15 protein-coding genes are annotated in these 15,471 nt (G+C 42.5%); 2 read left to right on the top strand and 13 right to left on the bottom strand.

What is annotated here, in order from left to right; translation table 11 throughout:
- Positions 1-42: 42 nt before the first annotated feature.
- The gene (locus IEY48_RS15200; RefSeq protein ID WP_188921810.1) at positions 43-1,494 is read right to left on the bottom strand and encodes an alpha/beta hydrolase; all 1,452 of its coding nucleotides are present in this window, start codon (positions 1,492-1,494) and stop codon (positions 43-45) included.
- 80 nt (positions 1,495-1,574) lie between these two features.
- Between IEY48_RS15200 and IEY48_RS15195 the strand changes: the two genes are divergently transcribed.
- Positions 1,575-2,132 (top strand): DUF6942 family protein, encoded by a 558-nt coding sequence (locus IEY48_RS15195; RefSeq protein ID WP_188921808.1) that lies wholly within the window; start codon positions 1,575-1,577, stop codon positions 2,130-2,132.
- Here IEY48_RS15195 and nadE read toward each other — a convergent pair.
- From nadE to IEY48_RS15155, 8 genes are all read right to left on the bottom strand, one after another.
- The gene (gene nadE, locus IEY48_RS15190; RefSeq protein WP_188921806.1) at positions 2,129-2,959 is read right to left on the bottom strand and encodes an NAD(+) synthase; all 831 of its coding nucleotides are present in this window, start codon (positions 2,957-2,959) and stop codon (positions 2,129-2,131) included. The two genes, IEY48_RS15195 and nadE, sit on opposite strands and share 4 nt — an antisense overlap.
- Positions 2,960-3,093: 134 nt before the next feature.
- The gene (locus IEY48_RS15185; RefSeq protein ID WP_188921804.1) at positions 3,094-4,398 is read right to left on the bottom strand and encodes an inosine/guanosine kinase; all 1,305 of its coding nucleotides are present in this window, start codon (positions 4,396-4,398) and stop codon (positions 3,094-3,096) included.
- Positions 4,399-4,613: 215 nt separating this feature from the next.
- The gene (gene adk, locus IEY48_RS15180) at positions 4,614-5,258 is read right to left on the bottom strand and encodes an adenylate kinase (RefSeq protein ID WP_188921802.1); all 645 of its coding nucleotides are present in this window, start codon (positions 5,256-5,258) and stop codon (positions 4,614-4,616) included.
- 135 nt (positions 5,259-5,393) lie between these two features.
- The gene (locus IEY48_RS15175) at positions 5,394-6,257 is read right to left on the bottom strand and encodes a tetratricopeptide repeat protein (RefSeq protein ID WP_188921800.1); all 864 of its coding nucleotides are present in this window, start codon (positions 6,255-6,257) and stop codon (positions 5,394-5,396) included.
- A gap of 65 nt (positions 6,258-6,322) precedes the next feature.
- The gene (gene htpG / locus IEY48_RS15170) at positions 6,323-8,236 is read right to left on the bottom strand and encodes a molecular chaperone HtpG (RefSeq protein ID WP_188921798.1); all 1,914 of its coding nucleotides are present in this window, start codon (positions 8,234-8,236) and stop codon (positions 6,323-6,325) included.
- A gap of 267 nt (positions 8,237-8,503) precedes the next feature.
- The gene (gene recR, locus IEY48_RS15165; protein ID WP_188921796.1) at positions 8,504-9,103 is read right to left on the bottom strand and encodes a recombination mediator RecR; all 600 of its coding nucleotides are present in this window, start codon (positions 9,101-9,103) and stop codon (positions 8,504-8,506) included.
- Between the two features lie 207 nt (positions 9,104-9,310).
- Positions 9,311-9,544 carry a helix-turn-helix transcriptional regulator gene (locus IEY48_RS15160; RefSeq protein ID WP_188921794.1) on the bottom strand — a complete coding sequence of 78 codons (234 nt, stop codon included), beginning with the start codon at positions 9,542-9,544 and terminating at the stop codon, positions 9,311-9,313.
- Entirely contained in the window at positions 9,537-10,034 is a 498-nt protein-coding gene (locus IEY48_RS15155; RefSeq protein WP_188921792.1) for a hypothetical protein, read from the bottom strand. Before IEY48_RS15155 ends, IEY48_RS15160 begins: the two co-directional genes overlap by 8 nt.
- A 404-nt stretch (positions 10,035-10,438) precedes the next feature.
- Between IEY48_RS15155 and IEY48_RS15150 the strand changes: the two genes are divergently transcribed.
- Positions 10,439-10,711, top strand: a complete 273-nt coding sequence (locus IEY48_RS15150) for a hypothetical protein (protein ID WP_188921790.1) — start codon at positions 10,439-10,441, stop codon at positions 10,709-10,711.
- A 55-nt stretch (positions 10,712-10,766) separates the two neighbouring features.
- Here the strand turns inward: IEY48_RS15150 and IEY48_RS15145 are convergent, their stop codons facing one another.
- The 4 genes from IEY48_RS15145 to IEY48_RS15130 form a co-directional block, all read right to left on the bottom strand.
- Complete coding sequence (locus IEY48_RS15145) at positions 10,767-11,099, bottom strand: YbaB/EbfC family nucleoid-associated protein (RefSeq protein WP_188921788.1); 333 nt, start codon at positions 11,097-11,099, stop codon at positions 10,767-10,769.
- A gap of 143 nt (positions 11,100-11,242) precedes the next feature.
- Positions 11,243-14,062 carry a DNA polymerase III subunit gamma/tau gene (gene dnaX, locus IEY48_RS15140; RefSeq protein WP_188921786.1) on the bottom strand — a complete coding sequence of 940 codons (2,820 nt, stop codon included), beginning with the start codon at positions 14,060-14,062 and terminating at the stop codon, positions 11,243-11,245.
- A 148-nt stretch (positions 14,063-14,210) separates the two neighbouring features.
- Positions 14,211-14,762 (bottom strand): adenine phosphoribosyltransferase, encoded by a 552-nt coding sequence (gene apt / locus IEY48_RS15135; protein WP_188921842.1) that lies wholly within the window; start codon positions 14,760-14,762, stop codon positions 14,211-14,213.
- Positions 14,763-14,894: 132 nt separating this feature from the next.
- Positions 14,895-15,260: a YbaN family protein gene (locus IEY48_RS15130; protein WP_188921784.1), complete on the bottom strand. Its 366-nt coding sequence runs from the start codon at positions 15,258-15,260 to the stop codon at positions 14,895-14,897.
- Positions 15,261-15,471 lie beyond the last annotated feature (211 nt).

Raw genomic sequence — 15,471 nt, 5'->3', positions numbered from 1 at the left:
TGTGCGAGTATTTATTGAGTGCAAGTCGCTCAATTATCAACATCATTGTGTTGTAAATACATCGATCCGACTCATCATATAAGGGTAAAATGGGTTCCATTTTTGGCGTAACATATCGGCAGCCGTGATGCTATAAATACCCCGTTCGCCTTGATATATTCCCCTGCCAATTTGAATAATATCTTTGTTTTCATTTGCTAATGGTCCATATAATGGATCTTCAATTGGAAACGGTAACGCCACATGTGATAACGAATATACCTCTGCAGGCCACGTTAATGCCAACTCGACAATCTCTTCTGCAGGTAATTTATGGCCGAGCTCCCGTACCCGAACATGTGGCTCATTATGAGGACTGTTTTCAATAAGACTCAACCGGTAGGGTAACGGATTTGTCAGCCAATAAGGTGCAAACTCAGCTAATGGATCTTGAATAAGCAAATAATTGTGACTGCGTATCCGGTTGACATCAAATAACACTAATTCGTGTCCTTGAGACGCTGGCATCAACTGATAAAGCTGTTTTACCACCGCAAGTGATGACACGGTATTATCAACCACTGATTGAAAGGTCAGCATTGGTGGAATTAACGTCACCTGCGCAGGAGACAAATCTTCGATTAATGTTCGATTACGTTGCGTGAGTTGATAAACCACATCACCAGCATTCACCGCAAAAGACAAATATTTAAATGGATCGTACTCGGTCTGAATACTGTTCCAATACAGCTTATCTTGCCCAAGTAGCCCACCTAACTTAGCCTGCCAATAAGCCCCTGCGGCAATGGGCGCTAACCCTACCGCAGGCGATAAAAATATCATCCCAGAAAAAGCGGTGGGTTTGTGTAGACTGATATTTTCTAACTCGTGATTTAACGCTAATGCCGCACCGGTTGAAAACCCCACAACATACACAGGTTTGCCCGCTAAGGTTTGCGATAAATGCTCGGTTGCCAGCGCAACTGCGCCGGCCAAATCGGGCCAGGCAATATCGGTAAGCCCTGACGGTATCGTGCCATGACCCGGTAATCGTAAACCGACAATGTGTGCTTGATGTTGATAGTGCTCAGCAATATGTGACAGTGAATAAAGCGAGTCAGACATACCATGAAGCAATAATAAACCAAACTCGGCATCCGGGTTGGGCCATTCGAAAGACCGATTCCAGTTTTGCTGCCATAATGCAGGATCGGACATACTGTGGCGTTCATAACGGTTTAAAGGTGATGATAAACGAGGCTGATATTGTTGATAAATTTTTCGATCAACCTCAGCAAACAGTTTTTCTTCTAATTTAAGATATTGACTAAAATCGGCTAGGCCTGACTGTTGATGATATTCTGAAGTAAGATGAGTGGTGTGCCACAAAAATAAATTAGGCCGATCATTTAATAGCCATACTGCGGTGATCAAAATAGCCACAACAATCCCGATTGCGGCATAAAAGCTGGCAAACAGCAGGTGTTTTGTAGAACCTATGACAATCGCACGCATTTTTTGCCTTAATCAATGATTATCGTAAACTCATTTTTTTTTAACAATGACTATTTTCAATATAGTCGTACAGGAATGACATGCCATCACAGCCAACCATATTAACCTTAGGGCCCAGTACAGCAGAGGTGATTTTCTACTTACCTACCCCACCAGTATTGCCGCCTCACTGGCATCATAATCAAGCCAATGCCATCACTGATATCATTGCATTAAATGGTAATCATTGGCGTAAAATTGTCACTATTATGGCTAAAATTTGTTGCCGACACTCAGACCTTAGCGCAAACCATGGTGCTGCCTGGAAGCCAATCAGACAGAGTCTGCTTCAAGATGTATCGCCACAATCATTTGCGCACCGATTAAGCTGCCAAATACAGATTATTCCAGACCAATTAAGCCATGCTACGGAGCCGTTATTCAACCCAAAGTGCTGGCACATTGTCTGCGGTAAAGAAACCCAACAACGACTTGGTTTACACACCATTGAACATGCGCAAACAGTTGACCCCAATAATAAAATACAGCGCCAGCAAACATGTTTACTGACGCCGTATTTAGATTATCGACAATATGCCAATGCCCTCATTGAAACAACCAGGCTGCTTATTGCTAGCGAAGATTTATCCCTGAACTAATCGTAAATGGTTGGGATAGGCTGACGCTTATGTTGAGTGCGCTTGTAAATGCCAACCAATTTGTCTTCAACCGTTTGAGGCACGTCTTTGCCTTCTAAAAAGTCATCAATTTGATCATAGGTTAACCCGAGTGCGACCTCATCGGCTAACTGCGGTTTGTTGTCTTCTAAATCAGCGGTTGGCGCTTTATTGACTAATAAATCAGGTGCACCTAAAAAGGCCGCCAGTTTACGTACTTGACGTTTATTTAAACCAAACAATGGCGCTAAATCACACGCACCATCACCAAATTTAGTATAAAAGCCTGTTATGTTTTCTGCGCTGTGATCGGTGCCAACGACTAAGCCACCTAACACACCTGCAATATTATACTGCGCGATCATTCGCATTCTGGCTTTAACGTTACCTTTAACAAAATCGAGTTTGTTTTCATCTGGCAGCTCAATATTGGCTTCAACTAAACCGGCTAAGGTTGCGTGATGAACCCCAAGCACACCGTCGGCAATATTCACGGTAACTTGCCGGGAAGGTTGAATAAACTGACACGACAATTGGGCTTCATCTTCATCTCTTTGTACTTGATATGGCAAACGAACTGCAATAAATTGATACGAGATTTCGCTCTGCTCTTGGTTAAGTCCATCGACAGCTAATTGGCATAAGCGCCCAGCTAATGAAGAGTCAACACCGCCACTAATACCTAACACCACACAACGGCTATGTGATTCTTTTAGTTTCGCTTTAATAAATGCCACACGGCGCTGAATTTCAAACTCAGGCTCAATAGCCTTAAGTACATGCATCTCTCTTAAGATTTGTCCTTTCACGTGACGCTCCTGATGGCTTATAAATTTGGGAGGGCTAATTAGGTTTACCCTGAGCTGAAGCTATTCTATTAAAATCCTACCAAAAAAAAACGATAATGATTCATCATTATCGTTTTTTTTTACATTAGGCTGAATTAACGTTCCCAGTATGACTCTTCTAGGCTGTCTTCACGCTCTGGTAATCCGCGAGATAATCGTGGACTGTGCTGGGCTAGCACCTCATATGCTACGCGGTTTGCATACTTACACACTTGCGAAAACGATGAGTAACATAACCCATCACGTTTATGCTTACTTGAGCCTGGTACATTGGCTTTGTGGAATGTATTGGCTGATAAGTCGTGTAACAATGCCGACAATGCACCATCACCCGCGCCATTGGTGTTGCGAATAAGCTCAGGCCCGCCCATGTACGGTGAGATATGCGCATACACTTTTATTGGTGTCTCACAATCTTCTTTAAGCATAGGTCGCGAAAACTCATAGCGGTTAAACTCAGGAATAGCACCCGGCAATAGCATATGGCTGGTTTCGCGTTTGGCACTGTCTTCTGCATAACCGGCGGTATATAAGCCAATCGCACCGGCGGTAGTTAATACCATGTCACACCATTCAAGTGCCGCTTCACTGGCCAATAGAGGGTCTTTAAAGCCTGTTAACGCCTCTCCTTCATCTTCATTCATGGCCAAAATCGTCACATGGTCATTAATAAAGTTTTGCCACCAGCTTGGATCTTCTTGAATTAAAAAACGCGTCCCTAAGGTTAATACCACTGGCACGTCCGCTTGTTTAGCATACTCAATCGCCGTCATTGCAGCATCGGTAATGCCATCGCCTTCGCTGGCGCGCATTAAATAAGCGGTTAACACCAACGCTGAGCTCCCCTGAATAACGTCTTTGTCGATATATTCTGGGGTCAATTTGTCCATAGAACCTTTGCTAATGGCAAAAGTGCGTTCACCACAATCAGAAATCAAGGTAAAACAGCGACCAATAGGGCCATCAACAGGCTGTAAGTAATTTAAGTCTACTTTTGATGAGGTGTTGCATAAATAACGATATGCGTAGCTGCCAACCATAATATTTTGGCTCATGACACCAAACAATACAGAACGGTCGTCGGCTAAAATAGAATAGTTGTGTACTGTGTTGCCAATGGTCCCACCGGCAAACTCATCGCTAATCATCTGTTTAGATTTAAGCTCATGGTATAAATCATGCGCTTGTTCATCATTAATCAAGGTTGAGTTACCTTTTGGTAACCCATAACGTGCAAACAATTCGTCTTCAACTTTTGCTTCAATGTCCACGAGGGTTTGATCGATACCACACACATAGGTAGAAAATGGTTGCGGTTGCTGTGTCAGTTGGGCCAATAAAGGATCACGGCTGTTTACAGGAAAATAGTGTTTTGACTTACGTTGACCAGGAAACTTCATATTGGGCTCTCATAGCTTAGCATCCTTGCCAGTGTGAAATTAAGTGTGAAATTAATTGCCTTTGGCGACATTCAACGTTGAAAAGTCACCCTCTGCGAAAATGGCGGCAGATTTTATCATAGTTATTTTGGTTTTTCTGTATAAAGGATTGCATACCCAAAATTTTATATAAAAAAACCTGCCGAAGCAGGTTTTTATTCAGTGATTAGCTGCGATTATTTTAATACGCTTGCTAATTGCTCACTGACTTTAGCAACAGATTGGGTACCATCAAATTTATTGTATTGAGTACGACCCTGTTCAGCCACTTTGCCATAGTAATCAACTAATGGCTTAGTTTGCTCATGGTAAATGCCTAAACGCTTACGCACTGTGCTTTCTTCGTCATCTGGACGGATCGCTAAATCTTCGCCCGTCACATCGTCCTTGCCTTCCACTTTAGGTGGATTAAACACAACGTGATAAACACGGCCAGAACCTGAATGAACACGACGACCGCTCATGCGTTTAACGATTTCTTCGTCTGGCACATCAATTTCGATCACGTGATCAATTTCAATGCCATTTTCTGCCATTGCATCAGCTTGAGGAATAGTACGTGGGAAACCATCAAGTAAAAAACCCTTTACACAATCATCTTGTGCAATACGCTCTTTAACCAAACCAATGATCAGATCGTCAGATACTAATTGACCTGCATCCATTACTTTCTTGGCTTCTAAACCTAGTGGCGTACCGGCCTTAACGGCTGCACGCAACATGTCACCGGTTGAGATTTGTGGGATACCGTACTGCTCCATAATAAACTGAGCTTGGGTACCTTTACCGGCACCAGGGGCACCCAATAAAATAATGCGCATCTCAAAAGTCCTCTTTAAGTTTGTGTTCTTTTTAGGGCGGCGATTTTCGCACATATGCCGCCCTTTTAATAGCGCTTTTGTTATGACATTAGACCTAAATCTAATAAGGGTTGTAACAAAAAGGCATCAATTGGTTTAATACAGTAAGGTGTACAATTTACGACGATATTGATTCGCGAGTGCATTGCCTTGACCGATTGCGGTCAATAATTCCATGAACACCTGTTTCACTTTTCCATCAAGTGCGCCCATGTCTTTTTGCAAAATAGCAAACAATAACTCTAAGGCTTCTTCGTTACGTTGTGCTGCATTGAGTGCTTTAGCGAGTGATACAACCAACTCAAGATTGTCTGGTTGCTGCTCAACATCTTGCTGTAACTGCCTAATTTCTGGCGTATCGGCGGCATCTTCGGCTAATGCCAATTTAGCCATTAGGTTTTGGTAATAACTATCTTGATCGGCAAGGCCTATTCCTGAAAGTAAGCTTTTGGCATCAGCGAGTAAACCTTGTTGCAAAGCCACGTCAACCATCACTAAAGCCACTTCAGCAGCTTGTTGTGAGTCGCTATACACGGTTTTAAGCTGTGCGGCTAATTGCACTAACTCATCGGCAGTTAATGCGCCTTCTGCCAGCAGTTGTTTGATTGCTGCAAACTCTTGTACCCACATTGGCGGCAAATGTTTGTCGAGTAACATTTCGACTTGCTCTTGTGTTTGCACGCCAGCAAAGCCGTCAATTGGGCGGCCTTTATCTAACACTAATGTGGTGGGTAAATTTTGAATTTGAAAGTAGTTGGCAATTTCGACTTCGGTTTCGCAATCGACTTTAGCCAAAATAAAACGCCCAGCCTGAGCTTGAGCTAATTGCTCTAGGGTTTGCAACATTTGTACACTTTCAGGTTGCTGCTGTGCCCAAAAAGCCAATACCACCATTTTTTCCATGGAGGTATCGACAACTTGCTGAATGTTTTCTTTCGTTAAATTAATCAGGTAGTCCATAGTGCCCCCGGTAACTGACAAAAACAAAAGCGGACTGAATGTCCGCTTTAACTGTTTAGGTTAGCTTATTTAAAACTGGCCATTAACATCTGGTTGGTGAGCTTAATAAAGGCCGACGGATCGGACAGGCTACCTTTTTCAGACAGTAACGCTTGTTGTAAAAGCAAGTTAGACCAATCAGCAAATAACTCCTCGTCGGCTTCGTTATTTAAACGCTCTACCAATGGATGAGTTGGGTTGATTTCAAATGTTGGCTTTGACTCTGGAACAGGTTGCCCTGCCGCTTGCATCAATTTAATCATTTGCGTCGACATTTCACCTTCGCCAGTGACGACACAGGCTGGAGTGTCGGTTAAGCGACTTGTCACTTTAACGTCAGACACTTTGTCAGCTAATGCTGTTTTAATACGTTCAACGAGGGCTTTTGCTTCTTCAGCCACTTTTTCTTGTGCTTCTTTGTCGGCTTCATCTTCTAATGAACCGAGCTCAAGATCGCCTTTCGTCACTGAGTGAAGTTTTTTATCTTTAAACTCAGTTAAGTGGTTAATTAACCATTCGTCGATACGCTCAGACATTAAGATAACTTCAATGCCTTTTTTACGCAGTAACTCTAAGTGAGGGCTGTTAACTGCTGCGTCATGACTGTCTGCAACAATATAGTAAATTTTATCTTGGCCTTCTTTCATGCGTTCAATGTAAGCGTCTAACGACACTGTGGTCGCCGCTGAATTGTCATGAGTAGAAGCAAAACGTAATAAACCAGCAATGCGTTCTTTGTTAGCGAAATCTTCAGCTGGGCCTTCTTTTAATACTTGGCCAAACTCAGCCCAAAATGATTGATAAGTTTCAGGATCATTTTGAGCGATTTTTTCTAACATACCTAACACACGCTTAGTTAAGGCCTGGCGTAAGTTTTTGGTAATTTGGTTATCTTGTAAAATTTCACGCGACACGTTTAATGGCAGATCTTTTGAGTCAATTAAGCCTTTTACAAAACGTAAATACGTTGGCATAAATTGCTCAGCATCGTCCATTACAAACACACGTTGTACAAACAGTTTTAAGCCGTGTTTGTGGTCACGGTTAAACAGATCCCAAGGCGCTTTAGCAGGAATATACAATAAGCTGGTGTATTCTTGTTTGCCTTCAACACGGTTGTGAGACCATTTAAGCGCATCGGCGTAATCGTGTGAGATATGCTTATAAAACTCTTGGTATTCTTCGTCTGTAATATCAGATTTATTGCGTGTCCAAAGCGCTGTCGCTTTGTTCATTGGTTTCCAAGAACCTTCAGTGGCGGCAATTTTTTCGCCGTCTTCACCTTCTGACTCTGGTTGACCAGCTTCAAACATTTCTACCGGAATAGAGATATGGTCTGAGTACTTTGAAATAATTGAGCGTAAACGGAAGTCATCTGCAAATTCAGTTTCTTCGTCACGTAAATGCAAAGTGATTTCAGTTCCGCGTGTGTTTTTAGTGACGGTTTCAACGTTAAATGAACCTTCACCTTCTGACTCCCACAATACCGCTTCGTTTACGGCATGGCCTGCAGCACGAGTACGTACTACCACTTTTTTAGCCACGATAAAGGCTGAGTAGAAGCCCACACCAAACTGACCAATAAGTTGCGAGTCTTTTGAGGCTTCGCCAGATAAGTTATTAAAGAACTCTTTAGTGCCCGATTTAGCAATAGTACCTAAATGTTCTATAACGCCGTCACGTGTCATACCAATTCCGTTATCAGAAATGGTTACAGTGCCTTTTTCTTTATCGGCACTCACACGCACTCTAAGCTCGCCATCGCCTTCATACAAGGCATCATCGGTTAGCGCTAGATAGCGTAATTTGTCTGCAGCATCGGCAGCATTTGAGACTAATTCACGTAAGAAAATCTCTTTATTTGAATACAAAGAGTGGATCATCAAATGCAGCAGTTGTTTTACTTCGGTTTGAAAGCCATGAGTTTCTTGTTGTGACATGAATAATTTCCCTTGGTGTTACGTTAATACAAAACGAGTCGAATCATCCACTCGTATAAAAATCTTCGTTAACCAAGAAATGGGGGGCTTTAAATTGTTTTCAAGGGCTGAAATAGTTTATTGTCGAATAAATCGCCAGCTACAGCACTTTTTTCGATACAAAGCGTAATTAAGCCAAATAAATGCTTAAAAATAGTGCACTAATGTCGACAATATCAATAAAGGCCTGCCAATTTGCTATTGGCAGGTAATCCTTATGATGAGTGGTTAAAGGGGAATTCGTCCGTTAAAGGATAACGCCAACGTGGTGCTGTCGACATATTCAAGCTCACCGCCAACAGGTACGCCATGTGCAATACGGCTGATAACCACTTTATGACGTCTGGCCATATCAGCAATAAAATGCGCGGTGGCATCACCTTCAACGGTTGGGTTGGTGGCTAAAATCAGTTCATTGACATCATCTGAGGCTAAATGTTTTTCTAGCAACGCCAGCCCTAACTCTTCTGGGCCCACACCATCAAGTGGCGATAAATGCCCAAGTAATACAAAGTAACGCCCGCTAAAGTGACCACCCGCTTCAATCGCTAAGACATCTGCTGGTGTTTCAACCACACAAATCACCCCTGCATTAACCCTACGGTGACTTGAGCAAATAGGACACAGCTCTTGTTCCGTAAAGGTACGGCAACTTTGGCAATGCCCTACTTCTGACATGGCTTTTTGTAATGAATCAGCCAGTTTTAATCCGACTTTACGTTCACGCTCAAGCAGTTGAAATGCCATACGTTGCGCCGATTTAGGTCCTACACCAGGTAAACCACGTAAAGACTGGATTAACTCATCGACCAAAGGACTAAATTTCATATAATTGCCAATACCTTAATAAATAAACACTTGTGTAAACACTTCACCTAAGCCATTTAATGGCTGTCACTATTAATCTAACCCATTTTCGAAGCTGAGAATCGAAGCAAAAAGCCTCAACTGAAAATCACAAAAAATGTCATGGATTATCGTTGTTGGCCAGAGATTGTAAATCGTTATATGTTGCTGGCACAAGACTGTGCCAGACTACTTCTCTGAGCGATAACTAAACACTTGATCAAGCGGCAAATTAAACACTTCTGCAATTTTAAAAGCCACCTCAAGCGTTGGTGAGTATTTATTGGATTCAATCGCCATGATAGTTTGGCGGGTAACACCTATTAGATCGGCCAATTGTTTTTGGGTCATTTCATTACGTAAAAACCGTAACGTACGGATAGAGTTTGAAATCCCAAGTTTATTGTCAGCAGGATCACCCATAAATGTCTCCTGTACGCCCCTTGTACAATTGCACGCCATAGTGCGCTAATTCGGCCAATAAGAATGCGCCCACTAAAATATGCAACGGTAAATGTGGCACACTCGATTGCATAAACTCAAAACCTTGGGCGGCGATATTATATTGAACTAGCGCTAAAATCACCCCTACTTGCAAAATGATGGCACTGTATTTATAACCAACCAAATTAATCTGCTTTTCTCTGACATCCATCGGTTGGTACAGCTCATTATCACTGATTAGCCCCAGCACAATGTAACTGATCACCATTAATACAATTGAATAGATAATAATTTGCAGTAACAAAGTCGATAGCCACGCGATTGACGCTAATTGTTCTGGGGTCGCATTGACTAAGGCACTGACGTACAAGTAACCAATATACCCGGTCACTAAAAAATCGACCGATAACGTCAGCTCTCTAAAGCTGGTTTCCTGTAACCATTGAATCACTTTCTGTTTATTGTCCATGTAAACCTCAGTATACTTGATGTATAAAATCTTTAACTTCACTTATCATAATCCACTACCACCATATGTCAAATATTTTTAACCTGGAGTCAAAAATCAGATACTTTAGGTTGAATTTTTTAAGCTTGATCTTTGACCACTAATGTCGACTAAAAAGACTTAAACCTGTGACACAATTAATATAATCAATTAGCATAATAATTGGTCAGATTAACCACATGCTCGCTAACTAAAACCATCGACGGCGTAATAAATACCACTAAGAGCATGATTTAATATGGATTATTATTTGGCATAAGGATTGCTTACTAGTTTTATACCCAGTGATAGTGCAACATACTAAATTGAACAGTAAACGCTCACTGAATAACTCATGGAATCATTAATAATATTAAGGATGTATTATGAAAAAGCTGATTATTATCATTGTCGCAGTGGCGCTTGGCTATCTAATTAATCTCAAGTTTGTCGACATTGCGTATGCAATGGGATTTGCAGAATTAAAGAAAGAAGCAATATTGATAAACGATCAAAAAATGAAAGTAAAATGTGACTCGTATGCCTTTGGTTTTTTTGATGAAATCAAACTCGAAAACAAATTTCAGCAATGTATTAATGATTATCAAGCCCAAGGTTATGTGGTATTAGACGCTGTACCAACTGACTCAGACGCATAACAAAAAAGCTCAAGCATGATGCTTGAGCTTTTTTGCGTGTTGTACCAAACAACGATTAAAACGGCATTTTCATTCCTGGTGGTAATTGCATACCGCCAGTCACTTCGGCCATTTTAGTCTTTTGATTTTCTTCTAAACGACGCGCTGCATCGTTACATGCTGCAGCAATTAAGTCTTCTAGCATTTCTTTGTCATCTTCCATTAAGCTTGGGTCGATTTCAACTTTGCGGACATTGTGGCTGCCAGTCATTGTGACTTTAACGAGGCCAGCACCAGCTTCACCGGTCATTTCGGTGCGTGCAATTTCTTCCTGCACTTTTGCCATTTTGTCTTGCATCATTTGGGCTTGTTTCATTAAATTGCCCATTCCGCCTTTTCCACCAAACATAGTCGTCTCTCTCTAATTGAGGTTGTTAGCAAGTCGCCATAGTGGCGCTAATCTTACTGAAAAAAATGTGATTGGCAATCTAGGCTGAGCATTTTTGAGATGAAGATATGTTCATTTCAACCTAAATTACGTTTTACTGAACATTATTGAACCGTTATTTGAGCAATATCTTGGGCTATTTGCGCCAATTGCTCTGGCGGGTATTCAATACTGTCACTGTCTAGTTGCGCCGATAAACGCTGGATCATCCACTGGGTATTATCATCTTGTAGTATTGACTGCTCGGCCTGAGCAATTAATTCACGATGAAAGCGTTTACGTAATTCTAACGGTGTTTCACGGTTTGCAACAACACCAATTTGGATTTGCACCTCTATTGGCTGCTGCAAATATTCTGTTAGTGCGACTTGTAATTGATCAATCGCTATCGGCGCTGACAAATGCTTTTGATCAGGCTTTAGCACTAACACGATTGGATTGGAGTGCGCTTGAAAAACCGAGTTAACCCCGAGTTGACGAACGCGTCCACCGACTGATACATGGGTCATCACTTTATACCAATGTAAATCAAGCTCATTTCCTTCAATACTGTGGGGCGTAAAAGGCACTAACTCTGTCGTTTGTTCCCTTGCTGACGCTTGCGCTGTATTCGTTAACGGTTGGGCATCAATATGCTGATTGACTGCAACAGATGCATTAACTTGAACATCAACTTTGGCGCTCTGAGGCTCGGAGTCAGGCTTTCCTGCAACGTCGGCAAAGGCGGTAATCTCTTCACCTGGCTCTGGTTTTACCCAAGGTGCTCTATCTTGCAATACTGTGGGCTGTGATTGCGTATTACTCTGCTCACTCAGCTCAACTGTTGCCGATATTGCTGGTGTTGGGCTATTTGACTCAGGCTTTACTGGCGCGAGGTTTTCAATCTCAGCAGGCGATTGTTGTGGCGTAACTTGAGGGGAAACGTGAGACTCAGAGGTTTTGGCTTTGGGGCCAAAAGATGTCTTAGTGGCGCTAGATGCTTTACTGGCGCTTTGCTCTTTTTGTTGCAACGCATCGACATCGGCAAGCAGCGAATCACGGCTGGCTAAAACCATATCTAAAAAGTCTAGGGTATCGGATTGCAGATCTTCAAAGTCATTTTTCGCTGCAGTTTTCTCTGCATTAGGCTCATCTTCAGCGCTAGTGGATGGTGTCGTTTGTTGCTCTGGAGCAATTGCATCAAATGTGCCCGTATCATTTTGCGCCGAATACGCTAAATAATCATCATGATCAGAGGGTTGATAATCAGCGTCTTGGTCGAAATCGTTAAATGAATAGCCATCGAATGGGTCCGCGTTTGAGGCCGGCTCAATAACGGCATCAGTATTCAGTTGAACACTGACTTCAATAGGTTCTGATTCAGGCTCAGTATGAACAACTGGCTTTTCAAGCGCGTTATTGTCCTCTTGAGCTTCGCTCGTGAGTGGTTCTGACTTAAACGTATCAGCCTCTACAGCAACTGTCGTAGACGCCTGTTGCGCGTCATTCACCGCGGGGACAAGTTCAGCTTGCGACTGATAGCCCAAACTTTCGGCCTGACTCACTAATAAGCTTTGCTCAGCACTTAAGGCTGGGTCGGTTGATTCAAGCTCATCATCTTCTGCACTAATAGGCTCGGGCGGTTGAATCATTGCCGCTTGAGCATTGTCATCCGAATGTGTATCCGCAATCGGGCTTGGTGACTCAATGACCTTGGCACTCGTCTCATCTGATTGAATATCCGCAGATACAGATTGGCTAAGTGCTGCGGTGTTCTCAGGCTTTGGGCCTGTATCTGCGACCTCTTGCGTTGCTGATAAATCAATCGCGGCAGGAGATGTAGTAACCCAACGTTTCACTTGTTTTTCTGGGGTAAATGCAACAGCCCGCAATAAGGCCATTTCAAGACCCGACTTAGGATCTGGCGCAAAGGCCAAATCTTTACGGCCATTGAGTAACATTTGATAATAAAGCTGCACTTGTTCAGGTGCTAATTGTTGAGCAAAGGCTAAAATTTGCTCGGCAAAGAGTGACTGTTGAGCGGCCGCTGGGGCAAATTGAGTCAAGGTAATTTGGTGCAGTAACTCTAACAAACTACGCAGAACTTCTTCAGCGTCTGCGCCAAACGCGAGCACTTTGGCGACCATTTGCATTAACGGGCCTACATCGGCGTCGCACAAGGCTTTTAATAACGCAATAACATGCTGTTCATCAATACTGCCCAACATGGTTTGCACTTGCTCAAGCATCACCTGACCGCTACCAAACGCTATGGCCTGGTCGGTTAAACTCAGTGCATCACGCATACTGCCGTTGGCGGCTTTAGCTAACAAGGTTAAGGCTTGTTGTTCAAAGGGCAATTGCTCTTGAGTGATAACAAATTCAAGCTGTTGGCTGATTTCTTGTTGCGATAAACTTTTCAGATTAAATTGCAAACAACGCGACAATACCGTGACCGGTAATTTATGCGGATCTGTGGTGGCCAATAAAAATTTTACGTGCTCTGGTGGTTCTTCTAAGGTTTTTAATAAGGCATTAAAACTGCTGCGCGATAACATGTGCACTTCATCGATGAGGTACACTTTATAGCGGCCACGAGATGGGCGGTATTGCACGTTGTCGAGCAACTCGCGGGTATCATCCACTTTGGTACGCGACGCTGCATCGACCTCAATTAAATCGACAAAACGGCCTTGAGCAATTTCAATACAACTTGAACATTCACCACATGGATTGGCGGTGACGCCGGTTTCACAATTAAGCCCTTTGGCAAACAGGCGCGCCAAACTGGTTTTACCGACCCCGCGGGTTCCGGTAAACAAATAAGCATGATGAAGACGTTGCTGACTTAAGGCATTAGTGAGTGCCATGAGTACATGGGACTGACCAACCATTTGTTCAAATTTAGCTGGACGCCATTTGCGGGCGAGCACTTGATAAGACATGAAAATCCCCACAGAGAGCCATCGGGAGTCAATCCCATTAAAGGGGATAACAATAACATGCCAAGGGCTGGCATGCTATTGTTGAGCGTGATTTTGATACGCTTTAAAGCAGTTAACTGCCTAATTAATTAGCAGTTATTTAATCTTGCTATTCGCCATCAAACTCACACAAGCTTAATACTTCAATCCCTAAATCTTGTAGACGCTTTTCGCCGCCAATTTCAGGTAATGAAATAACAAAGGCAGCATGCCCTACTTCACCGCCAAGCTCACGGATCAGTTTTACAGTGGCTTCGATGGTGCCGCCAGTCGCTAATAAATCGTCAATAACTAACACTTTGTCGTTGGCATTAATCGCGTCGGTATGAATTTCTAGGGTATCTTTACCGTATTCTAATTCATAGGTCTGGCTAATGGTTTCACGCGGTAATTTACCTGGTTTACGCACAGGAACAAAACCAACACCGAGCTCTAATGCTAATGGAGCACCAAACAAGAAGCCACGCGCTTCTGTGCCAACCACTTTAGTAAAACCTTTAGATTGATAGTGAGCGACTAAAATGGCAATAGTGGCTTTATACGCTTCAGCGCTTTCTAACAAACTTGTGACATCACGGAACATAATGCCTGGTTTTGGATAATCAGGAATGGTTTGAATACTGTTCTTGATAAGCGCTAAACTGTGTTGGTTCATCATAATAAGTTAACTCTGTTTAAAAGTGATTACGCAATAAAAAAGTCCACGTTATGGGTGGACTCTGGTAAAAATTCTGCTTTGATCTTATGCCCGTTTCAATTCAGTTGCAACTGTCATGCATTAACTGCTGATTTATTATTCTAACTCTGGGATCTGCCACAAAAAAAATAATAAAACGAGCATCATGCAAAGCAGCATAATTTTAACCCACACCAGCGGCACAATAATGATACTAATACAAAAGCTAAGAGCACTCATTATCATGGCTTTTTTCTTCAGTGGTCGACTCAACGCGCGTTTGGATTGCCATTGATGAATGCCCTCAGCAAACCAGGGGTGAGTCACTAACCAATTGTGCAAGCGGTCATTTGAGCGCGCAAAGCAAAAAGCAGACAATAAAATAAATGGCACTGTAGGTAATAACGGCAATGCAATACCGATTAAACCTAATACCAAGCTGCATAAGCCAATAATAAGAAAAAAACCACGTCTTAACGCCATTGGTGTCCTCGCCTAAAACAAAAAACCACTCTATCAGAGTGGTTTAATAAGGCAATATCATTACAAATTAACCTGAAGTGAGCGTTAAATTAGACCTGTTACTTTCAACCATGAAAGCGTCGCTGGCAACGTTGGAATCAATAAAACCAAAATAAAACCAATGAAATAAAAGATGTTAAACGGGTCTTTAAACGGCTGACTCATGATAATT

The organism is Shewanella saliphila, assembly GCF_014648295.1.
Taxonomy (GTDB): Bacteria; Pseudomonadota; Gammaproteobacteria; order Enterobacterales; family Shewanellaceae; genus Shewanella; species Shewanella saliphila.
The sequence above is the reverse complement of the archived record's forward strand: the minus strand, read 5'-3'. Positions and strand labels throughout refer to the sequence as shown.

Coding starts and splice junctions, on each gene's coding strand:
- IEY48_RS15160 (WP_188921794.1), bottom strand. CDS start 9,544: ATGGGTGATCCTGCTGACAATAAACTTGGGATTTCAAACTCTATCCGT.
- IEY48_RS15130 (WP_188921784.1), bottom strand. CDS start 15,260: ATGGCGTTAAGACGTGGTTTTTTTCTTATTATTGGCTTATGCAGCTTG.
- dnaX (WP_188921786.1), bottom strand. CDS start 14,062: ATGTCTTATCAAGTGCTCGCCCGCAAATGGCGTCCAGCTAAATTTGAA.
- IEY48_RS15145 (WP_188921788.1), bottom strand. CDS start 11,099: ATGTTTGGTGGAAAAGGCGGAATGGGCAATTTAATGAAACAAGCCCAA.
- adk (WP_188921802.1), bottom strand. CDS start 5,258: ATGCGCATTATTTTATTGGGTGCCCCTGGTGCCGGTAAAGGTACCCAA.
- IEY48_RS15175 (WP_188921800.1), bottom strand. CDS start 6,257: ATGGACTACCTGATTAATTTAACGAAAGAAAACATTCAGCAAGTTGTC.
- IEY48_RS15155 (WP_188921792.1), bottom strand. CDS start 10,034: ATGGACAATAAACAGAAAGTGATTCAATGGTTACAGGAAACCAGCTTT.
- IEY48_RS15185 (WP_188921804.1), bottom strand. CDS start 4,398: ATGAAGTTTCCTGGTCAACGTAAGTCAAAACACTATTTTCCTGTAAAC.
- htpG (WP_188921798.1), bottom strand. CDS start 8,236: ATGTCACAACAAGAAACTCATGGCTTTCAAACCGAAGTAAAACAACTG.
- recR (WP_188921796.1), bottom strand. CDS start 9,103: ATGAAATTTAGTCCTTTGGTCGATGAGTTAATCCAGTCTTTACGTGGT.
- IEY48_RS15150 (WP_188921790.1), top strand. CDS start 10,439: ATGAAAAAGCTGATTATTATCATTGTCGCAGTGGCGCTTGGCTATCTA.
- IEY48_RS15200 (WP_188921810.1), bottom strand. CDS start 1,494: ATGCGTGCGATTGTCATAGGTTCTACAAAACACCTGCTGTTTGCCAGC.
- IEY48_RS15195 (WP_188921808.1), top strand. CDS start 1,575: ATGCCATCACAGCCAACCATATTAACCTTAGGGCCCAGTACAGCAGAG.